Origin of the sequence: uncultured Roseibium sp. (assembly GCF_947499295.1) — a bacterium.
Lineage (GTDB): Bacteria > Pseudomonadota > Alphaproteobacteria > Rhizobiales > Stappiaceae > Roseibium.
Genome location: NZ_CANMNP010000031.1, coordinates 1 through 22120, shown reverse-complemented (window position 1 = coordinate 22120; position 22120 = coordinate 1). Strand labels below are relative to the sequence as shown.

The following is a 22120-nucleotide window of genomic DNA, read 5'->3' as shown; positions in this document are numbered from 1 at the left end:
CGGACAGGCTTGTGAGTGGAACACCCTGCTCTTCCAGGCGAAGCTTCGCCCCTTGCAGCACTGTCACGAGCTCATCCAGAGCCGCCGGTGCCTTTGCTCCGGCACCATGAAGCATGGCGGACAAGCTTGTGAGTGGAACATCCAGCTCTTCCAGGCGAAGCTTCGCCCCTTTCAGTGCTGTCACGAGCTCATCCAGAGCCGCCGGTGCCTTTGCTCTGGCACCGCTCAGCATGGAGGAAAATGTTTGAGACGGAACACCCAGCCTGTCCAGGCTTGGGCTGGCCTCTTCAAGCACTTTCACGAACTCATCCAGTACCTCCGGTGTCTTGGCTCCGGCACCATGAAGCATCGAAGAGATATTGCGGATGGAGAAAAGCCCGTCAGGACCTGTAAGTCGGTTGAGATCATCGACCTTGTCAAGAAGCTTTAATACAATTGCAAGATAAGTGTCATGACCTCCTCTTCGGTTTCCGTAGATGCTTGTAATGGTCGCAGCACTGATCCCGCTTAGTTGTTTCTCAAGATCTTTGAACTCTTGTAGATCTTTAATTGCCTGAATGTCGAAAGAATTCTTTTTACGCCGCTTTGCGCTGGGTTCTGGACCTGGAGACGAAGACCGCAGCGATCCCGATCCTCCCGGAACGCCAAAACCCTCATGAAACCGCTCCTGAAGCAAATTGGTCGCCTCGGCAAATACCCGTTCTTGCCGGCTCGAAACGTTTTGTAATGCTGCGGCATCCACCAAAGGCTCTTGCGCCTGCCCCCTTTGTCGCAAATCGGCATGATTGACTACCGGAGGAGACGATGGCCGGGCCGTTGAGCCACTGCGATCAATTGGAAAATCGTTCATAGCTCTTATGCAAAAGCTTTGTGAGAAAATGAACAAATAACATAATATGATCGTGCCTGATGAGCCCCACCTGAGTGGCCCGCTTTGATTGTTAGCGCATGACTGGGCTGGAGTTCACCCCGATTTTAGTATCCACGGCTTGGAGGAAACCCCTCGTCTTGCGACACTACCTTCCTCGGCCTACCTTGCAACAAACTCACAGGGCCGATTTGAGCCGTTCGGCAACATTGATGTTGTGATACACTTTTTGATCGTCGAGATCAGAGCTGAACAGGTCTAAAGCTCCTTTCGTATCACCGTTTAACGCCTTTACGAAAGCCGTGTTCTGACGCACCGTTGAGTTGTTCAGAGCCGACGGAAAGAGGTTCGTAAAGAGTCTATCGCCTTCAATTCGGTTGCCGCTCAACGTCTGAGACAGCGCAAGGTTATTGAGCGCAGGGATGTTGTCTGCATCATGTGTTAATACCTGCTCGTAATAATTCTGAGCTGTCTCGTGTTGGCCGAGTATGTCGTATGCGACGCCCACACCGTTTAAAACAGCGACGGACTGGTTCTTTTCCATCAATATGCCAAACAGTTGGAGAGCCAATTCGGCGTCATTCTGGGCTAGGGCAACGCGTGCATTCCCCAGATGGCCTTTATCGGCCTCGCCGAGCTGAATTGCTCTGTCATAGTGCGACCGGGCCTTGAGGAAAGCCCCCTGATCGAAATAGGATTCTGCAAGAGCAATCTGCACCGACGCCGCATCGGGATTATTCTCAGCTACATTTTCCAGAATTCGAAAGCCGCGATCATATTCGCCGCTGCGGACAAATTGTTCACCGACACCGATCTGAAACTCATAGCCGGGATCATTAACATTTTTCGAGCAAGCCAGGAGAAAAACGACAGGCACCAAAAACAGGAAAAATGTGCGCTTCGACCGGTGCGAAGTGTTTGATGAAGGGGGATTGGATGAGGCGAGCTTCAAGATCTTTTCATACATGTCGAAACTCATACGATTCGGGCTTGTTATCTCGAATTCGTAAATTGTTAATGTGCGATCTGAGTGAATAAAATAAAGGGCTTTTGCAAATAATTGTGATCTTGTTCAGATTGGTCTTGTCGTAATGGAGCGGGTCAGATTGTTGCTCTGAGCGGGTTATTGTCTGTAAGCTCCGCAAATTTCTTGTCTTTATTGCCTGTTGGTTGATGCATTCATGATTTTTGCCATACCCGCGCCGGAACGTGGAGGCAATTCCTTGCCTGTTACAGCCATTTCAAAAAAATCTTTCGCAACATCTGGCATGTAGATCACACTGTTTTTGTTGGATTTGAATTTCGTGAGCAGACGCGGAACGTTTTCTCCAGCCGCTTTGATCATGACATGAGGCAATCTTTTTTGATCATCCCAGTTGATGATCGCCACAAGGTGCTCACTTGAATAAACAACATGTGTAACCTCAGACAGCATTGGTGCAGCCGCATCTTCGCGAGCGATGGACGATCTTTGATTTTTTATTATCGGGTTGCCATAGATGTCCTTGTTTTCGCGTTTCACTTCATCTTTGGTCATGCGCTGTTGTTTGCGAAAGATGTGGGCTTGCATTTTCACGTCGATAACGGAGAGAAATAGTTGCGACAAAACGGCCACGGCGACGAGTATCTTGAGCTTGAGTAGGAGTTCAATAGCTATGCAGTCAATTCCGCAGTAAACATTGCTCATTGTGCGCCGCAAGTCAGCGAACAACAGGAGGTAAAGCGTAACACTGAGCGTGATAAAAAAGAGCAACAATCGACCCAGATTGACCAGTGCTTGCATTGAAATGATATTCTGAAGTCCGCTTACCGGATTGATCTTTTTCAGGTCCGGCATCAACGGTTCAAGTGAGTAGTTGAAGTTATTCATCGCCAAGCCGAATAAGATTGTCGCAAGTGCTACGCTCCCGACGAGAGAGTAGACTGTAATCGCCACCTGCCACGCAATATCCGCCAATGCGGTTTGTGCAGCATCGTAATCGGAAAAGCTCAGGTCGAGAACCTGTTCTGTGAAGGTTTGCATTTGCATAGACAGGGTTTCAAAATACAGCCAGATCAAAGTAAATCCGGCAAACAGGGAAAAAGTGTCAACCGCGCTCTTCTTTGGTGCAATCTGTCCTTTTTCGCGGCTGTCTTGCAGTTTTTTGTCCGTCGGTTCTTCTGTTTTTTCTCCGCTGTCACTCATGTTTCAGGACACCCTCCATTGTATTTAGCGCGCCGGAAAAGGTGTCGAATACTGCAGGAAATGCTATTTCAACATAGAATACGAGCAAGACGAGTAGGATGGCCGATTTAACTGGCATTGCAAAGGCAAGCGCGTTGAGGGTAGGGGCAACCCTTGCGATTAATGCAACACCGACATCACCGAGGAACATGAAGCCGGCAATTGGCAGAGCTATCAGCAGAGCTGAGAACAAAATTGTGCCGGCCATGCGCAGGAACAACATGATGCGGACTTGGTCGATAGGCGGAATATCACCCCCGGGAGGCCATAGAACCATGGAGTCCATAAGCAACCAGGTTACGATGAGGAAACCGCCATTGGCGAAAAAGTACCCGGAAAAAATCTGAGATAGGAGAATTGCCGTTGGCGTGGTTTGGGCGTTGAAAATGATATCGAAGTCTTCCGCGGTTGTTGCCCCGCGCTGGGTGTCCAAGATCACACCGACCACCTCGAGACCGCGTATCGGCAACCACACCAGGATTCCAAGAAAGATCCCAAGCAAAATTTCCTGTATCAGAAATCCGATGAACTGCAATGCGTCAGGTTCAGTGCTGCATAGCGTTTCGAACGTACGCGGCAGAGCAAGTGTGGTCAGGGCCATTACCAGACCCAAACGCACGAGGACTGGCATGGACCGTGACCCGATGATAGGAGACAAAAAAAAACGCCTGAATGCGGGTGGCTACAAGGACAATCGACTGAATGAGCGCATCAAGCTGCGCTCCGTCGTAGATTGGTTGGGGAAAGAAATATCCATTCGAGAAATTCACAACAAAAGTACCTGATCAAATATACTTTGCATGAACTTCATCATTTCCGAAGAAATCCAGTCGGCCATTATGGCCATTGTAATCAGCATTGCTGTGAGTTTGGCCACGAAGCCGAGTACTTGTTCCTGCAATTGCGTGGCTGCTTGGAACAAAGCGATAATCAGGCCGACAGCCGTCGCCATCAGGAGCATGGGCATGGACAGGTAGAAAATCAGCGCTATGGCGATTTTCGCGTTGAAGACGATGCTTGCGGCATCCATTGTCGGCTCCCTAGAGATAACTTAAGATCAGCGCGTGGAGCAGCCTCGACCATCCGTCGACAGCGACGAATAGAAGCAACTTGATCGGCAATGAGATCATCATGGGTGGGACCATCATTGCCCCCAGGGCCAAAAGAATGTTGGAGACCACCATGTCGATGACCACGAATGGCAAAAACAGCAGAAAGGCGATCTGAAAAGCGCGGGAGATTTCTGAAACCACATGGGCCGGCAATAGCAAAAACAGATTGTCCGCAACGATGTGCCGGCTGAGATTTTCCGGCCACATTGCCTTTGCAGCCTCCATGAAGAACTTCAAGTCCTGATCGGTAGAGTGCTTTGTCAAATAGACCTTCATATTCAATGTCACGACTTCGAACGCGCTCATGGCGTCTTCCAGTGAATTCATAGAAAGATTTCGATCTCGGACTTCCGTGAGGATAGCATCTCCCACGGGGACCATAATGAAAACCGTCAGGGTCATCGCGATCGAGTTCAATACCAGTCCAGAAGGGGCTTGCTGCACACCAAGGGCATTTCGCAAAAGCATCAGCACGATCGAAATTTTCGTGTAGGCCGTGCCCATCACCACGAAAAATGGGAGGAGCGAGAGCGCCATAATCGCCAGAAAACTGGGATATACGGCCGGCAAGGGTATTTCCTGGCCATTCATGAAAGGGCCAAGCGCGGCCAACTGACAAAATGGAGCCCAAGAACATCGCCAATTAGAACGAGTTCGCCGCGACCCATCGACCGACCGTCAATTCGGATGGTCAGAGGTGCATTGAGGTCAAGTGTGGTTTGCAGAACCGTGCCTTCGCAAATCTCGCTTAGCGCAAGTAAGTCGAGATTTACCTCGCCAAGTTCAACATTGAGTGAGACCCGTACCGAACTGAGTTTAGGGTCCATTGAAGGCCTGTTTTCATCAGCCGCTGAGGCGGCTTTCCCCGATATTGCGTTTTGACCTACCTCTGGTTCCACACGCACCTCAGCCTCCGCTTCGGTCTCTGTTGTTTCATCGTCCTCTGCTTCGTTTTCTGGACCTGGTTGAATTTCTTCGGAATACCCGTCACTCATGCCGCCTCGCACTGGTTTGTCGTGATCTTCCCCAGTTTGGCCGCCTTCGGTACTATGGGCTAATTTGTTTGAGTTATGTTTGCTGGTTCTGTTCAGCGGAGAGCAACGGCAGATAAGTTTTTCTGGACGGTTTGGTGAGATTTCGAATGACCAGCGGCCCAAAAAACCCCCATCACCCTGGAGACATATACCCTGCCGGCAATTGGTTTGTAGAACCAGCACACAGCCCTCTGTAAGCTCATTAAATTCATGAAGGAAAATCTGGCGCTGAAAACCCAAGCGCAACCCGGTCGGCATGTCCTGCCAAAGGGGCGCTCTCCTTGCACGAAGGTCCTCAGGCAGGCGGCTCCCGTCGAAACGATCTATCATCACACCCCAGTTGTGACGAGTGTCTGAAACTCTTGCCTTTCCGGCCAAAACGAAGGGAAGGGAAACAGCGGCGGGATTCTGCAGCATTTCTGCATCCTCGACAATGAAGCGATCCCGCAACAATGGAGACTGCGATGACATTTTCTCGCAGATAAATGTCGCGATTAACTTGGGCTCGTTTACGACCTCAGACGTTTCGTTTAGCCAGCCCGGCAAAAGCGTTTCCATCAACTCTTCCACCAACGCCCGGTCCGCGAATAGACGAAGTCGGGCAAAGTCGCTGCGTAGGTGCATGACAAAGGGCAGCGTCTGGTTCTTTGCCGGGCGTAAATCTGTCAGCACAAGCTCAGGACTGGTCCTCTCCTTTGAGGTTTGGCCGCCGGGAAGTCGGGCCTTAATGGCAGAGTTGCATAGTCCAAGCAGCCAGTTTCTGGCATCCACCTTCCCGGATTCCAATTCGCGAAGGTCTCGGAGTGGCGCCTGTTCGAATGCGGGTCCATTGGATTGGCTGGAAGCACGGAATGTGGGAAATTTATGCGGAACGGTCATGACAAATCCATCGCATGGCCGTTAGCATGTCGACGGTCTCATCAAGCATCCGTTCGTCGATCGCCCGATCCTGCAGCATGGCTCTTTCTTTCAGTTGATCGGCTAGTTGCGTGAGCCGTTCCTGGTTGTTCTGCGCCTCTCGGCGTTTTCTGCGTGCTCCGTCTAGTTCCTTTTCCGCCGCTTGAAGCGCTTCACGAGCCAAGCTCAGATTGTGTGCCAATACCCGAGCCTTATCTTCCGCGTTCTTGAGCGCTTTCTCGAGCCGATAAATGGCTTGCGTTGTGATTTCTTTTTCGACAAGTTCGGTGAGGAGATCGAATTCAAGGGATTCGATCTCCTTCTTGTAGGCTGCCACTGCATCGTATGCCTCGGATACGGCGTTACGGTTTTGCTCACACATTGTGACTGCATTCCGTTCAGCTCTGCGCAAACGAACAATGCGGGATTGCCGGATCCCAGCGATACGCTCCAAGTCATGCATGACCAAATTGCTCCTTGAAAGTCTCAACGGTGCTTTCGAAGGGGGCGTTGGCATGCATGTTTTGCCGGAGAAAGGCCCTGATGGCGGTTTGTTTCGCTATGGCATTGTCCGCTTCACGATCCTCCCCGCGGACATATTCGCCGACACGTAGCAGCAATTCAATTTCCTGATACTTAGCCATCATGTTGCGGAACTGCGACGCTGCTTCCTGCTGTGTCTGGTCAGTTATCGCGCTAAAGACGCGGCTGGCACTTGAGAGAACATCAATAGCTGGATAGTGGCCGGATGCCGCCAGTTTTCGCGATAAGATAAGATGACCATCCAAGAGTGAGCGCACTTCGTCGGCGACCGGTTCTGTCATGTCGTCACCTTCCACGAGCACAGTATAGAGCGACGTGATCGAGCCTGCGGACGTTTTGCCGGCACGTTCCAGCAGCGACGGCAGCAATTCAAAAACGGATGGCGGAAAGCCTCGGCGCGTCGGCGGTTCCCCTGCAGATAGACCGATTTGCCGTTGTGCCCTGGCAAAGCGGGTTAGACTGTCCATCAACAACAGGACGCGGGAGCCGTTGTCTCTGAAGTATTCGGCAATAGCAGTGGCCGTGTAGGCTGCCTTGACCTGTTCGATCGCAGGGCGGTCTGACGTCGCAATCACGAGCACCGATTTTGCCATGCCTTCGGCACCCAATTGGTATTCAACAAATTCACGCACTTCGCGGCCGCGTTCCCCAATCAGGGCGACAACGCAGTGGTCGTATGCTGCGAAACGAACCAACATAGACATCAAAGTGGACTTGCCGCCACCTGCCGCTGCAAACACGCCGATTCTCTGTCCTTCCCCCAGGGTCAATGGACCGTCGATAGCCCTGATACCTGTCGGAAAAGGTTTGTCGATTACAGGGCGCTGCATGGGATCCGGTGCGGCCGCCAGGGAGGGGTAGGCTTCTTTGCATGGCTCAAGCCGCCTGCCGTCAATCGGCGTTCCAACTGCGCTAAGCAATCTGCCCAGAAGCTCTGGTCCGACCGGAACTTCGAAACGACGTTTATGGGGGTCGATTCTGGATCTCGCCGAAACCCCCTCCAGGCTGCCAAAGGGCGTCAGCAATGCTTCTTCACCCTCAAAACCCACTACCTCCGCCAGAACGGCATCCTGACGTGTTTTCGAGATCGAACAAATCTCGCCGATGGAGAAGTTACCTGTCGCCCTGAGCAAAGGGCCGGCAGCTTTGCGTACTCGGCCTGAAGATCGGAATCCCTGAAACCGGGTAATACGCCGTTCAAGGCGTTCCCGGTTCTGCTCGATCTCGTCGCTAGCAACCTGGTCTTTCAATCTTCGGGCTCCATTGCAGTATTTTTGGCTTCAATCGTCATTCGGGAGATCCTCGTCGTTGCCTTCCCGTTGGTTGCCCTCGAAATCAGCATCGTGTTGTTCCCGCACATACCGGGTCATTGGCTGAGAAAGGGACAAGGCCTCGACGAGTTGTGCGATCACGACCGGAATACCGACCGTTATGATTTCACAGGCGGTGTAGATTTCGCAGTGATCCTGTTCTACCTCGTCGTCGGTTTCGTATAGAATTTCGAGATCAGCCTCATCATCAACTGCGGCCGAGCGCCACATCTCAATCGCATTACGAAGATCATCTGCGTTTCCTGGATGGCAAACGATCGAAATGGTTTTGTCCAGACGTGCCTTTTCCAGCACTTCCCCGACAATGGCCCGAAATAATTTCGGCTTGGGGACATGTGCGAATATTCGTTTGAGGCAAGTCTCGATAAGACCCGTCACCAGCTCTTCAAGGGCGTCCTCTCTGCTTTTGAGTGATTGGGTGGCAACTAGAAGAACGTCAAGCCCTTGCCGCAGACCCTCAGCATGGGCTTTCGCGCGAATGGCGGCGAGCTCGTCATGTAGGTTTTCGCGCTGTTCCCGCTCCCATCGGAGCGTTTCTGCGATCAGATCACCGGATCTTATCATGTCCTTGAAGACCGTCGGCGGAATGACATAACCCTCCGACAAACGCGCAACGCGCACAGGTGATACGGTTCTCATGTGCCGACTTCCGGTTTGCTTGAATCGCTTGCGTTTGGCTGGCGGATCGCCAGTTCCACCGCCTCTTTCAAAATCTCGACTGCCGGTTCGTCGTGCAACGACCGAGCTGATTTCACGATCCTTGGTGGCATCGTCAATGCCATGCGTTGGAGATAGGCAATGGGCAGGAGACCCAGTATATAACGTTGATAGATCTTCGCTAACGGCTTGAGCAGCTTGACTTCCGCATACGGACAAAGCGGCACATGAACAAATGCTGAAAGAGATTTACCCGCGAGAAGGTGGCTCACCTCATCGAGTCCCGTCCATTTGAGAAGATCGCGCATTTTTTCCGGATCGGTGATGCGCAAAACAAATTTGGCGTGGAAGAGAACCGTAATCCTCCTTGCCAGCAATTCTACTTCCGCTTTTGATAGTGAAGCTATCAAGAGAAACATTTGTTCGTCTTGCTCTGGAAGGCGCGGCAATTTCTGTAGCCGGCTTGTAACCCACTCATTGATAAGTTGTCGCGTCTTACCATTTTCCAGAAATCCCATCAGCACATCGATATTGCGTATCTTGAGAAATGATTGCAGCGAGCGGGGATTACAGTAGCTCACTGGAAATCCGGCGAAATCGGCCGCTGCGATCGAACGGGAAGGCGTCATGGGGCTTCGCTCTTCCTAGGTGTTGCGCGGCTGTTTTTGAGCGCGAGCATGCAGATACAAGCGAGGCCGACAAAGACAATCGCCGCCACCACAATCACACCGCGCAGAAGCGATACGCTGCGCTCGTGAACTATCAGTCCTGCGAAACTAACCAGACGGGTGTCTTTAACTATCGGAGTAACCGGCGTGAGCAAAACATTCACACGCTCGTACTCAAGTTCATTGACGGCGAAGGAAACAAGCTGCTTGATCTTCGGCACGATTGTATCGTTGATCAAAGCCGTGTCCATTTGCACCATCACGGCAGCCGTTGGTTTTGGAACCTCTTCGAACGGTTTTTCCTGTTTGACCTGAGCAATATGAACATCGGCCGCAATAACACCCGGCAGCGAGGCTATTGTTCCGGATAACTGTTGGGAGATCGCGTGATTGTAGCGAATCCATTCTTGTGTCGGGCTCGTCACAATACCGTCGCCGGTAAAAGCGTCAGCAACGCTGGTGTATTTTCGCTGTGGCAGACCATGAGAACGCAGCAGTTCAACGGCGACCGCAAATTGGTCCTTGTCCACGAGCAATTTGAACCTGTTTTCTTCAGTAGCCTGCTTTTCAGCGAGAATGCCGTTGGAAAGTAGCTTTGCAAGCGCCTCGTTTGCATCTTCCTCCTGCAGGTTAGAATTCAATTCCACTTTGCAGCCGGCAATTGCGAGCAGAAGCAGGACAAGCACGAATCTGGCGTGGGTGCGGCACCATCTCGCCATTTCGCGGCAGAAAGAACAAACAGCGTATTTTGCTGACTGAGACATATGTGGATTTAGAATTGGCCGTCATTAGTTGGAGGACAAAATCTGATTTATTCCGGTCGTCGCTTTTTTCAGAAGTTGTATCGAAAATTGGATTGATGCTTTTCGAGACTGGGAATCGATGTATTTGTTTATGTATTGCCGTTGGTTCAAGTAAGCTGTCTCCGTGAGTTCTCGGGCTTTGGCCAGTTTTTCAAGAGCCATTGGATCGTTAGTACGGTTCTCGGCATCGTTGAAATAGTCGGTAACCGCTTTGGGCACCGTCGGCATCCTGGCGCTGGGTCCGTAGAAGTTTCCAAGATCCTGGCTGAGATACAGTTCAGTGTCCCGAATATGATGCAGAAGCGAGTTTGCGACCTTATCAATGCTTGAAGTTCCGCCTGGGGTGCTGTCCTGCGCCGGTGCGCTAGTCGTTTCCATAGGAAACCTCATCTTCGTTTTGGCCGCGCATCTTGCTGTTGCGCGTTTCGAATCGGCGATCTGTGCCGGGACGCCTGAGGGTGTTGAGAGTGGCCACCACCATGTGGCGCGCACTTTCCTTTTGAATGTCGCCGTCGCGAATATAGGCCTTACCCAGATCGCGCGCACGTTCCACGTGTCCCAATTTCGCAACTAAATGAAGATGAAATGCGATTGCGTCTTCGCGGCCGTTCTGTGTTTCGAACACATTGAAGGATTCCAGCGTCTCCAAAGCAGTTTCAGCATCGCCGATGGAGTCGAGATAGACTGCTTCCAACAAGCAAGCGCTCGCGTCTGTGGGATCTTCTTCCTTGAGTAACTCGACAATATCGGCGATTTCGCCGCCAAAACCATGGGTAACCGCCATCAGAGCAACATTCCCTAGAACGAAACGGTCATCTGCATTCAAAAGAGGATCAATATCGTTCAAAGACCTATCTCCTTTAAGGCACCGGCTACAGAAACTGTAATTACCCGGTCCGTTACCTTTTCAAGCGTGAAATGATTGCGGAAAGGCTCTCCGGTTCGTATCACGCCATCTCCCTTGAGCACGATGTAGGGCTGCTCCCCAGACCAAACGGCTACGATGTCGTCTTTAAAAGCGCGCCATCCGTCTTCGGGCCGGAACCTGAACCTGACCTCTGATATCGAAGAAATGTCTTCTGACAGCACTTTTGAAATTCTCTCTTGCAAATCCGCGTCTGGCACATCGCCTTCCACATGGAGTTGGCTACCTTTCACCGCGACGTTCTGGATGCGAAACTTGAAGCCCTTCAGGATTTGCTCTGCTTGGCGTTCAATATCCCGTTCGGACGGTGCCATCGCAACGGTTACCGCCGGCACGGCGGCGTGACGGGAAATAGTGCGCGGTTTCACGCCTGAATCCGCCGACCTATGAGTTGTTTCCCGCATTGGCTGGGTGGTCGCAGTCGGCGGTTTCTGTGCGCTGAGGAGTGTCGAGCCTGTAGGAAGGACCAGTGCCAGCGACGCGAGCAGGGTTCCGATAGCCAAAGCGCTCCAAACGACCCTTGGAACCGGTGCCAATATTCGGGCCGCTGAGCCGCGGATGTCGGCAAAGCAGGTCCTAAGTGCGCTTCTGAGTGGGTGTAGCTCGGGATCGGCGCTCACAGCCGCCGGCTGGCCGAAAACAGTTATCTCAAGATCACCAACAGCAAAGAACTCTCCAAAGGACAACGGCTGAAAGGGCGGGGTCTTACCGGTGTTGCTTTCGCTACTTGAAGCCGAAGTCTCATGGTCCGGTAATAGGGCCAACATGGCTTTACACTCGTCGACTTCCAGTACGAAGTGGCGTGCCTTCACGGCCGGTCCCAACAGCATATAGTCACAATCAAGCCCGGAACCAAAGACATGCTTGCCGGCCTCCAGAAGCAACGATCTGCTGCATCCGTTACTATCTTCGATTTTGACAAGGGTCCTGTCACCGGGGTTCTTCATCGCGTTCATTTGGATGTCTGCTTTTGGGTCACGTGCCGCAGGATTTGCTCTGCTCGACTGAATACATGTACGCAGCGACCTAGGCGCTCGGACAGGTGGTCCTGGCCTTCAACAGATGCCAAACGGCCCATACAGTTGTCACGTCGGTATGACAGATAGTTTAAAACGGCGACCGTGCCCCCGAGCCGCTTTTCATGGATAATCTGTTCGAAAGTAACGTTTCTTCCTTGGAAGAGGGTGTTGCCGCTTTGCATGATGTTGAAAGCCCCTTTCGGTTCTTCGATAGCAGGCAGTAAAGATGGCAATAGTGTTATCAACCAATTCAAAATCCAAAAGAACAAAGCCACTCGGGGAAACGGCGCCGGGCCTCACCGGCATGTGATTGGATCGAGCTTTTATCTCGTTCAGCCTGTCTATGAGACTACAGGACCGTGTCAGGACCATTTGATTTTCGGTGCTGGAACTTGGCTTTTGGCAGGTGAGGGCGCGTCTGAAATGGTCTTTTTGATATCGTATGCTGCGATCTATTCGACCGGCTGAATGAAACTCACCGGATATATCATCGTGTCCGGTAGAATCTCCTGGTAGCTGAGAGTTGGAATAAAAATATTATGCTTTTGCAAGATCTGGTATACTGAGCGCCGTATATCTTGCTGGGTGATGAGTACCGGATTGCGCCCGATCACAAAATTGCCTCCAGCCATTGTCCTTGCCTGATCGGCAATGTGACTGGACTGGGACGGTTCCATGACTAGGAAGGCAGTGTCATCGCCCGTGCGATGACCTTCTCGCAATCCGGTTTCTAGGCTGGGTGCAAGCAGAATGACGGGTAGGAATTTGTTGGGTGCGTATTTCTGCGTGATGAAATCGCCGATTGCGAAGCGCACGTGCTGCAAGATCTCCAGCGCTTCAGTTTTCTTGAGAGAAGCGCTCAGGATTGCCTCCAGAATCTTGACTTGCCTGAGCGGAGGAATTTGTTCTTCCATCAAACATTGCAGTACCTTGCTGATTTGATTGACGGATAGGTTCTCCTTCAAAGCGTTGACCAGGTCCGGATGGCTCTTGGTGTAAACGTTCAGAAAATCACTGGTGCCGAGAAAGTTAGGTAGCAGTCCCATGTTATCGAGAACCGCGTTTTGGATGTAGGCATTGATCTGACCTATCGGGTCCAGAAAGGACACGTTCTCTGAGGCCAGTTGTTCAGAATGTTCCCGGCGGACAAGCACCCCCTCTTCACCGCCGAAATGGGTCTGAACGGGAATGTCTAGTGTACGGATGTAAGAGGCGTTGCATTTGACGAAGACACAGTCGAAGTCAATTGCTGCTTTGACCACCAAGTTCTGGCGCAGATAAATCTCGAATTCGTCGAGTTCGTTTTCCCTGAATTCATATGTCCAGTATCCCATGCTCATACCGATTTTCTTCTCCAGATCATCGTGCACGAAGTCGAAAATGTCGCTGAACTCGACATTGCTGCATTCCTTGATCCGCCGTGGCAGGATAATATGCAAGGTTTCAGGTTTTCCAGTGCGCTCAGAGAGGTTTTGCCAACTCTGACGGTCGAATTCGTACATTCGATCCCAAGACGCGAAAGCAGAAAATCGTTCCGCCTTGCGCCTGCGATCATTCCAGTAGACGAAACCCGTCATGCCTAATCCGACACATGCGAATATCACCGTCGGGAAACCAGGAATGAAACCGAAAGCAGCAATGACCAAGCCGGAACTCATTATGATTTTGGCGTTTTCAGTGATCTGCTCTGAAATCTCGCTGCCCAAATCAATATCTTTGGGGTTGGTCACCCGCGTCACCATGGTGCCGGCGGACACCGAAATAAGCAGTGCTGGGATTTGCGCGACTAGTCCGTCGCCTATTGTCATCATCGAATAAAGCCGTGCGGCTTCGGTGAATTCCATGCTCTTTTGCGCGACACCGATCGCGATGCCTCCAACGAGATTGATGAACGTAATGACAAGACCCGCCGTGGCATCGCCTTTTACAAATTTCATAGCGCCGTCCATGGCTCCAAACAGTTTGCTTTCTCGTTCCAATACTTGGCGGCGGTCGCGGGCGCTGTGCTCGTCGATCATGCCGGCCCGCACATCCGCATCGACGCTCATTTGCTTGCCAGGCATGGCGTCCAGGGTGAAACGGGCTCCCACTTCTGCAACACGGTCGGCACCCTTCGTGATTACAAGGAACTGCACCACCGTGATGATCAGAAAAATCACCAGGCCGACGACGATATTACCGCCCGTTACCAGCGATCCGAAGGTTTCCACAATCTGCCCGGCATTGCCCTCGATCAAAATCAGTCTCGTTGTGGACACAGATATGGCCAAGCGAAAGATCGTGGTGACCAATAGCAGGGAAGGAAACGTGGAAAATTGTACCGGCTTGTAGAGGTTAAGCGTCATCAGGAGAATGATGATCGACGTTGAAATGTTCAAGGTGATCATGAGGTCCATGGCGACCGGAGGCAGCGGGAGAATCATCATCAGCAGGATCACAGCAAAGACCGCGACCAAAAGCAGGTCCTTTTGTGCGAGTATTCTGTTGGCGAGGCTTATGAACCTGTTCATGAACTGCACGCCTTAGCCATCCCAACCCTTGAAATTTGACCTATTTGATTTCGTCGGAGAATTGGACCGCGGCCGAACCGAGATTGGACGGCGCCGGATCAAGTGGTGGCAAATCTGTGGCCGCATCACCACGCAGCACAGAGAGTTTCTTTCGCTTTCCCTCCTCGATCGATGCCGCGACCTGCTTGATCATGTCGACATATTTGTTCGGGCCTGTCACAACCAGTACGGAGTTTTTGTCATCGATGCTGTGAGCAAACTTGTTTTGCAGAACCTTCAACTGACGAAAAAGGCGCATTATGTCACGGCCATCGTTGTTCTTCAGCGGTATCGCCTCTGTCTTGATGGTATCGATGGGAGCGACATGAAGCACCACTCCGTCGTAGAACCAGATAAAGTCGTGATTAGCCGCGAGTTGATTCAGATATGACACTCTGGTACGGCGAATAACGCTGTCGTCATTTACAATTCCAGACACGGCATCGTCCACGCTGACCTTCGTGTCAATGTTCTTCCCGAAGTACCTCAGAACTTCACTCAGCTTTTGATTCCGGCTTACGAAGGGATAGGGGGACTGAGCACCGGGCAATGGATGAAGATCCTCCGCGTTTGCCGGCACAACAGGAAATACGGCGCAGTACAAAATTGCGCAGAACGCAAAAAGGCACGCATTAATTGTCAAAAGATTCATTCGACGCGGCAAACCCGACAACACAGCCGCCTCCTCAGTAGATAAATCCGACTGCGCCGTGAATGGTTACGCTTTTTCGCCGCGTCTTTAGCCCCACCAAGTATTCCAGATTTGAGGGGGAACGGAAAGCATCCAGTGCGACAGGCTTTCGCTTCGGACGACGAAAATACGCGGTGACGAGAATGATCAGCTCCCTTGATTCGCTTTCCACACGATTGCTGGAAAAGAGGTCGGCCAAACCCCGCGATATCTGGTTTCCCCTTTTTGGCTGGCGAAGCGAGGCCAGGCTCGATTGCTGCGACAGGCCGGCAATCAAAAAGCTCTGCTTGTCTGCCAGCTCGACATCGGTCTTAAACCGTCTCGTGTTCAGGGTGGGGAAGGCGTTTCCGTTGATGGACAGGCTGCTGGGCTCGGTACTGCTTACCGACGAGGCGATGTTAAGCAGTACCTTGTCCTCCTCCAATCGTGCCGGCGTGAACTGTAGCAGCAATCCGACAAATTTGTAGTTCAGGCTGAAATCTCGCGTGTTTCCGTCTGTTGTAAAGCTCGGAACGGGAATTTCGCCGCCAACTTCAAAAATTGCCTGTTTGCCTGACACCGCGCTAAGCGAGGTCTCTGTTTTTACGGTTGCCACCTGGTTGGTAATCAAAAGATCCAGAGTGGCGGACAGTCTGCTGCTTTGGTCTTGAGGGCTGAAGCCCGCAGTAATCGTACCACGGTCCTTCACACCGATGGAAAAGCCGTTGGCAGCGATGAGCGCGTTGATATCCACTCCAAATTGCTCGGCTCGGGTTTTGTTGACTTCCAGCAGCTTCACGTCGAGGCGGACAAGGTTCGATGCCACAACCGTCGTTTCGTCGATAATCGCGGTTTCGGGTACAGCAGCTTCAAGGGAAGCGAAGATACTCTTGCGCACTCGCTCGTTGGAGGTCGCACCGCTGACCAGAATGCTTCCGCGCGAGGAACGAACTGAAAGTGTTTCATCCGGGAAACGGCTCTTAAGCATGTTGCGGATTTCACCGAGTTGGTGGCTTACAACCACCGTGTAGCGGAACAGTTCGTGGCCATTAGTGTCGGTGGCAATGAGGCTGGCGGTGCCGACGGATTTTCCAAATAGGAAGATGGTTTCTTCAGGAGAGTCCTTCACATCGGCGACTTTCGGATCGGATACAAACACCGCCTCAACTGAAGCAGTGTTCGGAATGAGGATCCCCTCACCGATCTCCACATGAAGCGTGCCCTGGCTTTCCGTATTGGTACGATCACCGTTTTGGGCAATAGCCTGAGTCACAGAGACGGAAGCAATCAGTGCGAAAACCGCAATGACCCACATAAGGAAAGAAGGTCCGATATTGGGCGAGCGGCCCGCCCGGCTGGAACATGCCATGGATCTTCTGCCCTTGTCTTTTAAATTTGTACCAAATCAACCGGGGAGGTGCATTGAGGCGACCAGTTGTTCTTCGTTGAGCGATCTTTCAATGTGCGGCCTGCGAATACACAGAGAATTGTTTAGGATATCTGCGATCTTAGAGGATACGCCCACGTTTACGTATCGGCTCACATCGCTAATCGTGTTCATGGACGTCGTCAGTCGCGCGAATTTCTGCGAATTGGTTTCCGGCTTGGCAATCCGGGTTTGCACATCGCCAATCTTGCGCTGGCCCTTGCGTGTGGTGCCATCGTCTTGAGGGCGGTCTAAAAGTGGTTCTTCCGGAAAGACCGGCGTGACGCCACCGGCGAATTTCGTTTCTTCAGTGTCTGCATGAGGTAAATAGGTGCTCTTTTTCTGTCGGCCGACATTAGAGCGCATCAATCGCCCGGTTTGTGATGCGGCAACCGTTTCCTGAAGGTCGAGTTCCCGCGAATCCCGCTGAGCTTCACGAATTACATCAGAAAACTTCACACCACCGGAAGAAGGTCCCGGTTTTTTTGGTTTGGCATCTGGGGATTGAGCCGGTCGTCGATTGTCCTTGCTGGTCCGAGTGCCGATTTGGGCTTCAGAGACAGCACGTGTGCTGGCATTGGGACCAATCTGGCTCATCCGGCCCTCCGGTTTGCAAGGTAGCTCCGAACCAGGTTTGCGCTGTTGGCGTCACCTTGCAAGATCGCCAATCTGGCTTTTAGGTAGTCCAAATTTCGAGAGGGGGCAGAAGCCCTTGATATCAAATCTGTTAACGTGTCGTAATCGCCCTTGAAAAGAAGCGCGAGGCCATAGAGTTCCAACAATTCTGTCCTATCAGGAAAAAGCTGATAGCCGCATTTGGCGTAGAGCAGCGCCTTGTCAACGAAATGGGCGCGTAAGCAGTGCGACGCCAACAGAACCAGCACTTTTTCAACGGTTGTCATTGCTTTCCACCCGTGGGTTGCTGATTTAGTTTCCAGCTGGGCGACGTAAAGTTAAATTCACTTCTTGTTATGTAGCCGTCGCAACGCGAGGAGCCGCCGGTCAGGACCTTGAACGACGTTTCGCGAAAGACCAGCCAAACAAGTCGTACAGCGTTCAAAGAGGCCGAGGTTGCGAACGATTGGAGTGATCACTATCGATAGCGATTGAATGCGAACTCAAAAGTTCGGAGACGGGTCAATCAGGGTTTGTAATAAAAAAACAATAGCCATTATTATTTAGTGATCATTTTTCCATATTTAGATCAAAATTGCAGTAAATAAATCCATAGTAGATGAAGTTTATTAGCGGGGTGTTTTATTTCGTGAGCTTATGAATTGGCAGGTTTGTTTCCGCAATGGTTGCTCAGGAGCGTAGAGGTAGTTATGCGAGATATTAGCATAAAGAAAATCCGAATTGTTCTGGCCTCAGCGCGCGCGCGAAGTTTTACAAAAGCGTCTGTCAACGAGAATATCTCTCAGCCCGCAATTACCAACACGATCAAGGATGTCGAGGAGGCAATCGGACGCGATATATTTGTAAAGGCCGGAAATGTCCGTAAAGCAGAACTCTCCGAAGACGGTGAAGAGATCGTGAGAGTCTTCGAAGGCATCATCTATAATTATGAACGCCAGATGGAAAACGTATTAACACATCCGTCCTCGGGTCCTATCAAACGCCAGAAAGTGGTGATCCAGGAAGAACTGGTGGAGTTCATGGAGCCAAACTACATCGATGTGGTTAGGGAAAGTTCTCGTAGGAAGGACCTTGTGGTGATTTCGGACCAACTTCCCGCAATCGTCAACGACATTGCAAAACGCAATCTGATTCTGGCTATTGTCGAGGGCGGGGGAAAAACTGAACTCGCTGACTTTGTGCATCTGGGAACGCTCAATGTGCCACTGTGTGCGGTTCAGGCACGCCAGAACGGCGGCCATTCCAACCGAACAATTGATAATGTCTGGGATCAGGACCCACGCCAACTTATCTTCTTCGCGCGGGTGAACCGGGAAGTGCGGCGCTTCCTGCATGGGCGGCTACAGAAGAACGATCATACACTCGACGACTTTTTCCAATGCGACAGCGAAAAAATGTACGCAAATCTAATTATCAATGAACACATGGTTGGCGTTCTGCCGCTCGCTACGGCCAGCCGAATTTTTCCCAAGAGCCAAGTTGAGATGATCCCGCTCGATGAGGCGGAGATCCAGGTTCCCTACGGCGCGCTCCTGCCGTGGGGAACCGCGCATGACATTAATGTCCGTATCCTGCGCGAAAATCCGATCCAACTCATCATATAGATTCAGAACCAGGCAAAACGGCGGTCACCTCCTTAACGCTGCTGGCCCAGCTCCGGCGAACGTAAGGCAGAATTGTCCGGCTACTAAGTATAGGTTGAAGCGCAACGCGAGTTGTTGAGACGTTGAACCGACTTGGACCTAAAACCCATCAAAGCGAAACAATGTCTGGATTGCGACGATGAACGAGAGCAACACAAGCGAGGGCACCGTTGGCTCGCCCGAAACCTCCCAAATTGAAACGACAGAGCGAAAGCTATCCATTCCGCTACACGAGGACATGATCCTTTCGTCACAACCCCTGCCGTCTCATCTCCGACGGATCCGGGAGGTGTTTTACTTCGATCATTCCTGTTCAGAACGCCTGTCGATGCAACTGGAGAGCATGACGCAGATCGTGGAGATGATTCAGACCGCCCAAGACTTCGTTAGGCAAAGGGACATTGACGAGCAGGAAGAAGTCGTGGCCGCCCTTGAAAACGAGATCGAGATTATCTCCTATTCTCGGGTTTCTTCAATCAGTGTCGTGCAATTTTGAGGGACCGAATTGCCAATTCTGTAGCGGACCGGGCGGGTACGATCTAAGTATCATCGCTGCCCGATCCGCCGGCGCCAGGGCGGTTGTTGCGTCAAATAAGCCTCGGGCGGTGGACAAACTGGTCGCATACGAAGAAGCCACCGGCTTCCGCGCATCCAAACGAACAGCACCTCCCGAGATGACATGCCGTCTCCAAAGGCTTCGAGATAAAATGTTCTTATTGGAGCATTTGAGCGGTACTGCTGCATAACATCCGTATGCAAAATGAAGAAATCCTAGAAAGCCAATCCAAAACCCATGCTTATTTAGGCGCTATCTGTGTGCTGGATATCGACCGTACCTACTCCAGAAGCATTCTGAACATGTATGAAACCTACATATCCGCGATTGTTGAAAAGCGATTTTTGGTAGATTTCGACAAAACGGGTCGGGCATGCAGTTTCGCGATATGGTGCGAAGAACCCAACCGGATCGTGATCGAAGACCTCTATTCGGCGACGGGTGATTACCTGAGATTATACCGCAAATTGCGCGAACAGTTCTCCGATCAGCCCGACTACAAATTCGTATCAGGAGGTAATTCCTATTCAGGAAAGGAACAGCGGCTTTGGTAGTACCGCAGCTGTATGGCGATCTCGGAAGGGCGATCGATTTGCTTCGACAGTCCGAATATCACCGCAACTTTAGCGCTGAATTTTACATCAAGACACATATCTTGCCTCCCTTGCGGTTGCGCCAATACCGTCTCTTTCGCGATCCGAGTGACCAGCCAAGGGCAATCGTCACATGGGCTCGGCTCAATGCTCAAACAAAGGAAGATTTAATCGAAACGGACCGTGTTTTAAGCGAGCACGAGTGGAATTGTGGTGAAATCATCTTTTTCAATGACTGGATATCTCCGTTCGGCGACACACAAAGGCTCGCATTCGAGTTGGGGAAAACACTCTTCAAGGATGACGAGGGCTTTAGCTTTATGCGTTTCAGAAATGGACGTGGCCGCAGAATCTACAATTGGCACGGGCGCAACCTGGCTGCACGCAAAAAAGGAGGCACTCTTGCAAATTGACAATTCGAACTCCGCTGGCAATACACCCCCGGATGTATCCTCGTTACACAGCAGGCTGTTTAAACTGCTTTCGAAAGGCTATGAGAATCCGTACGGCCTCGAAGGCACGCTTGCCGTCCTGATTGTCGACTACCCTCAGCTTGACTCTTCGATACGATTCCATCCAACACATTTAGAAGTGTCCGAGATGGAAGCGCCAAATGTCGATGCCGAACTGATTTTCGGTGTGAAAACCCTTGCCAGAATAACGCAAGAGTACATGATACTCGATTGGCGCGATCAGAGCCTGATTTCAACAATCGAGGCCAGGGGACGGCTGGACCTTGTGGAACATCTCGGACGCTGCCTCCTGCAGCCGCATCCCAATACACTTTACCGCTATCTCGATGCTCAAAAACGGCATTTTTCCCGCGGCTTTCGAATGGCCAATGCCATTGAACGGCTGACGGATCTGACTCATCAAAAGATCCTGACAAAGATGAATTGGGGCTTTCCCTTTGTCATGCAATGCCCCAGCCCTAGTATCTATACTCAGAAATGGACCTTGCAGAGGCTCGTCCAATATTTTGGTGACGCCCCGGTCAAACCTTGCTCTCGGAGAGGCGCACTGACACTGCGCGAGTTTGTTCTGGATAAGAAGTGCGCTGGTCATAAAGATGCAAACTCAACGATATTCGGGTTAAACGCGTCTTACACAGAAGGAACAACGCTTTCCGATAGTATCAAGGACGTCTTCGGACCGGCATTTTTCCAGCGCGATGACTTTCTGGAGCCTCAATTGTGGCTCGGTTCCATGGACTCCGATCTTCCGGCGACCAGTCTCCACCGAGATCCGTACACGAGCTTTCTGCACCAAATCATGGGTCTCAAGCGGGTTGATTTCTATTCGTCGGACCAATCGATTCACCTTTATCCACGTCGGGCTCACAACAACCATCAGCCCTGTTGGTTTCGACCGGACAGACCAGACTTTCGACGTTTATCGAAAGCGCGCAAAGCAAACAAATTCTCTGTAGTATTGCAGCCCGGTGATGTTTTGGTCATTCCCTTCGGCTGGTTTCACCAGACGCACCTCCTTTCAAGCCCAAATATGTCGGTCAGCTATAGGTGGAAACACTGAGGCTCCTACTGGCGTAATATAGTGTACCGCTGCAGGCAGCCATTCTGGTCGACAACATCCCGGGAACCAGGCGCTTGCAGCGCAGAACCCAATATTTTGGTCACTACATCTCTGAAGCTGCTTGTATGGAAAAGGTAAGGCGGGCAAGCGTGTTGTCGTTTAATTTCCGCACGAATCTGGAACTGCTCCGTGAATACTCCATGCGGAATGGTTCTGTTCATCATGGTCGAGTTTTCTGGCAACAGTTCCGCCTGACGCTGCTTCTACATGGTTGCCAACAGGACCTTGCACCTTGAGTTTCCATGCCGGTGGTTAGGTGTCAACAACATATCACCACCTTTAGAGGCACAATTGGAGGTAGTGTCGCAAATTTTTCTTGATGTGAGACCAATGGCTTTGTCTTGACACAGTTATCCTGCGAGTTCGATGAACT

The 22120-nt window shown here is 51.5% G+C and carries 25 protein-coding genes; 5 read left to right on the top strand and 20 right to left on the bottom strand.

Annotated elements, in window-relative coordinates; translation table 11 throughout:
• The 20 genes from Q0835_RS27920 to Q0835_RS27825 form a co-directional block, all read right to left on the bottom strand.
• A partial coding sequence (locus Q0835_RS27920; RefSeq protein ID WP_298966502.1) for a hypothetical protein occupies window positions 1-850 on the bottom strand: 850 nt, incomplete at its 3' end.
• A gap of 196 nt (window positions 851-1046) precedes the next feature.
• Window positions 1047-1835 carry a tetratricopeptide repeat protein gene (locus tag Q0835_RS27915; RefSeq protein WP_298966499.1) on the bottom strand — a complete coding sequence of 263 codons (789 nt, stop codon included), beginning with the start codon at window positions 1833-1835 and terminating at the stop codon, window positions 1047-1049.
• A 189-nt stretch (window positions 1836-2024) separates the two neighbouring features.
• Window positions 2025-3053, bottom strand: coding sequence for an EscU/YscU/HrcU family type III secretion system export apparatus switch protein (locus tag Q0835_RS27910; RefSeq protein ID WP_298966498.1), 1029 nt, complete (start codon window positions 3051-3053; stop codon window positions 2025-2027).
• Complete coding sequence (locus Q0835_RS27905) at window positions 3046-3750, bottom strand: flagellar biosynthetic protein FliR (protein ID WP_298966496.1); 705 nt, start codon at window positions 3748-3750, stop codon at window positions 3046-3048. The genes Q0835_RS27910 and Q0835_RS27905 overlap by 8 nt, the downstream gene beginning before the upstream one ends.
• Before the next feature lie 108 nt (window positions 3751-3858).
• Window positions 3859-4122 (bottom strand): flagellar biosynthetic protein FliQ, encoded by a 264-nt coding sequence (locus tag Q0835_RS27900; RefSeq protein ID WP_298966493.1) that lies wholly within the window; start codon window positions 4120-4122, stop codon window positions 3859-3861.
• 10 nt (window positions 4123-4132) lie between these two features.
• Window positions 4133-4774 carry a type III secretion system export apparatus subunit SctR gene (gene sctR, locus Q0835_RS27895; protein WP_298966491.1) on the bottom strand — a complete coding sequence of 214 codons (642 nt, stop codon included), beginning with the start codon at window positions 4772-4774 and terminating at the stop codon, window positions 4133-4135.
• Window positions 4775-4791: 17 nt separating this feature from the next.
• The gene (locus Q0835_RS27890; RefSeq protein ID WP_298966488.1) at window positions 4792-6117 is read right to left on the bottom strand and encodes a FliM/FliN family flagellar motor switch protein; all 1326 of its coding nucleotides are present in this window, start codon (window positions 6115-6117) and stop codon (window positions 4792-4794) included.
• Window positions 6101-6598, bottom strand: a complete 498-nt coding sequence (locus Q0835_RS27885; RefSeq protein ID WP_298966486.1) for a hypothetical protein — start codon at window positions 6596-6598, stop codon at window positions 6101-6103. The genes Q0835_RS27890 and Q0835_RS27885 overlap by 17 nt, the downstream gene beginning before the upstream one ends.
• Entirely contained in the window at window positions 6591-7928 is a 1338-nt protein-coding gene (locus tag Q0835_RS27880; protein ID WP_298966484.1) for a FliI/YscN family ATPase, read from the bottom strand. The genes Q0835_RS27885 and Q0835_RS27880 overlap by 8 nt, the downstream gene beginning before the upstream one ends.
• Before the next feature lie 30 nt (window positions 7929-7958).
• Complete coding sequence (locus Q0835_RS27875) at window positions 7959-8648, bottom strand: hypothetical protein (RefSeq protein ID WP_298966482.1); 690 nt, start codon at window positions 8646-8648, stop codon at window positions 7959-7961.
• Window positions 8645-9295 (bottom strand): hypothetical protein, encoded by a 651-nt coding sequence (locus tag Q0835_RS27870; RefSeq protein ID WP_298966479.1) that lies wholly within the window; start codon window positions 9293-9295, stop codon window positions 8645-8647. Before Q0835_RS27870 ends, Q0835_RS27875 begins: the two co-directional genes overlap by 4 nt.
• Entirely contained in the window at window positions 9292-10053 is a 762-nt protein-coding gene (sctJ, locus tag Q0835_RS27865) for a type III secretion system inner membrane ring lipoprotein SctJ (RefSeq protein ID WP_298966477.1), read from the bottom strand. Before sctJ ends, Q0835_RS27870 begins: the two co-directional genes overlap by 4 nt.
• Window positions 10054-10122: 69 nt before the next feature.
• Window positions 10123-10515 (bottom strand): hypothetical protein, encoded by a 393-nt coding sequence (locus Q0835_RS27860; protein ID WP_298966475.1) that lies wholly within the window; start codon window positions 10513-10515, stop codon window positions 10123-10125.
• A complete protein-coding gene (locus tag Q0835_RS27855) occupies window positions 10502-10984 on the bottom strand; it encodes a hypothetical protein (RefSeq protein WP_298966473.1) in 483 nt (160 codons plus the stop codon). The genes Q0835_RS27860 and Q0835_RS27855 overlap by 14 nt, the downstream gene beginning before the upstream one ends.
• Window positions 10981-12018, bottom strand: coding sequence for a hypothetical protein (locus Q0835_RS27850; protein WP_298966472.1), 1038 nt, complete (start codon window positions 12016-12018; stop codon window positions 10981-10983). Before Q0835_RS27850 ends, Q0835_RS27855 begins: the two co-directional genes overlap by 4 nt.
• A 515-nt stretch (window positions 12019-12533) precedes the next feature.
• Window positions 12534-14591, bottom strand: coding sequence for a flagellar biosynthesis protein FlhA (locus Q0835_RS27845; protein ID WP_298966471.1), 2058 nt, complete (start codon window positions 14589-14591; stop codon window positions 12534-12536).
• A gap of 40 nt (window positions 14592-14631) precedes the next feature.
• Window positions 14632-15069, bottom strand: coding sequence for a hypothetical protein (locus Q0835_RS27840; protein WP_298966468.1), 438 nt, complete (start codon window positions 15067-15069; stop codon window positions 14632-14634).
• A gap of 247 nt (window positions 15070-15316) precedes the next feature.
• Window positions 15317-16615, bottom strand: a complete 1299-nt coding sequence (locus Q0835_RS27835) for a pilus assembly protein N-terminal domain-containing protein (protein WP_298966466.1) — start codon at window positions 16613-16615, stop codon at window positions 15317-15319.
• Between the two features lie 90 nt (window positions 16616-16705).
• On the bottom strand, window positions 16706-17323 hold the full coding sequence (locus Q0835_RS27830; protein ID WP_298966464.1) for a hypothetical protein: 618 nt from the start codon (window positions 17321-17323) through the stop codon (window positions 16706-16708).
• Window positions 17320-17628: a hypothetical protein gene (locus Q0835_RS27825; RefSeq protein ID WP_298966462.1), complete on the bottom strand. Its 309-nt coding sequence runs from the start codon at window positions 17626-17628 to the stop codon at window positions 17320-17322. Before Q0835_RS27825 ends, Q0835_RS27830 begins: the two co-directional genes overlap by 4 nt.
• 375 nt (window positions 17629-18003) lie before the next feature.
• On the opposite strand from Q0835_RS27825, the gene Q0835_RS27820 reads away from it, so the two are divergent.
• The 5 genes from Q0835_RS27820 to Q0835_RS27805 all read left to right on the top strand — a co-directional run bounded on the left by Q0835_RS27820 (window position 18004) and on the right by Q0835_RS27805 (window position 21687).
• Window positions 18004-18966, top strand: coding sequence for a LysR family transcriptional regulator (locus tag Q0835_RS27820; RefSeq protein WP_298966461.1), 963 nt, complete (start codon window positions 18004-18006; stop codon window positions 18964-18966).
• A gap of 178 nt (window positions 18967-19144) precedes the next feature.
• Window positions 19145-19501 (top strand): hypothetical protein, encoded by a 357-nt coding sequence (locus Q0835_RS27815; RefSeq protein WP_298966459.1) that lies wholly within the window; start codon window positions 19145-19147, stop codon window positions 19499-19501.
• A 320-nt stretch (window positions 19502-19821) separates the two neighbouring features.
• Entirely contained in the window at window positions 19822-20115 is a 294-nt protein-coding gene (locus tag Q0835_RS27810) for a hypothetical protein (protein WP_298966458.1), read from the top strand.
• On the top strand, window positions 20109-20567 hold the full coding sequence (locus Q0835_RS30420; RefSeq protein WP_363324517.1) for a toxin-activating lysine-acyltransferase: 459 nt from the start codon (window positions 20109-20111) through the stop codon (window positions 20565-20567). The genes Q0835_RS27810 and Q0835_RS30420 overlap by 7 nt, the downstream gene beginning before the upstream one ends.
• Window positions 20494-21687 (top strand): cupin-like domain-containing protein, encoded by a 1194-nt coding sequence (locus Q0835_RS27805; RefSeq protein ID WP_298966457.1) that lies wholly within the window; start codon window positions 20494-20496, stop codon window positions 21685-21687. The genes Q0835_RS30420 and Q0835_RS27805 overlap by 74 nt, the downstream gene beginning before the upstream one ends.
• Window positions 21688-22120 lie beyond the last annotated feature (433 nt).

Excerpts from the sequence above, each read along its gene's own strand:
- Q0835_RS27915 (WP_298966499.1), bottom strand. The coding sequence starts at position 1,835 with ATGTATGAAAAGATCTTGAAGCTCGCCTCATCCAATCCCCCTTCATCA.
- Q0835_RS27910 (WP_298966498.1), bottom strand. The coding sequence starts at position 3,053 with ATGAGTGACAGCGGAGAAAAAACAGAAGAACCGACGGACAAAAAACTG.
- Q0835_RS27900 (WP_298966493.1), bottom strand. The coding sequence starts at position 4,122 with ATGGATGCCGCAAGCATCGTCTTCAACGCGAAAATCGCCATAGCGCTG.
- Q0835_RS27890 (WP_298966488.1), bottom strand. The coding sequence starts at position 6,117 with ATGACCGTTCCGCATAAATTTCCCACATTCCGTGCTTCCAGCCAATCC.
- Q0835_RS27885 (WP_298966486.1), bottom strand. The coding sequence starts at position 6,598 with ATGCATGACTTGGAGCGTATCGCTGGGATCCGGCAATCCCGCATTGTT.
- Q0835_RS27875 (WP_298966482.1), bottom strand. The coding sequence starts at position 8,648 with ATGAGAACCGTATCACCTGTGCGCGTTGCGCGTTTGTCGGAGGGTTAT.
- Q0835_RS27870 (WP_298966479.1), bottom strand. The coding sequence starts at position 9,295 with ATGACGCCTTCCCGTTCGATCGCAGCGGCCGATTTCGCCGGATTTCCA.
- sctJ (WP_298966477.1), bottom strand. The coding sequence starts at position 10,053 with ATGGCGAGATGGTGCCGCACCCACGCCAGATTCGTGCTTGTCCTGCTT.
- Q0835_RS27860 (WP_298966475.1), bottom strand. The coding sequence starts at position 10,515 with ATGGAAACGACTAGCGCACCGGCGCAGGACAGCACCCCAGGCGGAACT.
- Q0835_RS27850 (WP_298966472.1), bottom strand. The coding sequence starts at position 12,018 with ATGAACGCGATGAAGAACCCCGGTGACAGGACCCTTGTCAAAATCGAA.
- Q0835_RS27845 (WP_298966471.1), bottom strand. The coding sequence starts at position 14,591 with ATGAACAGGTTCATAAGCCTCGCCAACAGAATACTCGCACAAAAGGAC.
- Q0835_RS27835 (WP_298966466.1), bottom strand. The coding sequence starts at position 16,615 with ATGTGGGTCATTGCGGTTTTCGCACTGATTGCTTCCGTCTCTGTGACT.
- Q0835_RS27830 (WP_298966464.1), bottom strand. The coding sequence starts at position 17,323 with ATGAGCCAGATTGGTCCCAATGCCAGCACACGTGCTGTCTCTGAAGCC.
- Q0835_RS27825 (WP_298966462.1), bottom strand. The coding sequence starts at position 17,628 with ATGACAACCGTTGAAAAAGTGCTGGTTCTGTTGGCGTCGCACTGCTTA.
- Q0835_RS27815 (WP_298966459.1), top strand. The coding sequence starts at position 19,145 with ATGAACGAGAGCAACACAAGCGAGGGCACCGTTGGCTCGCCCGAAACC.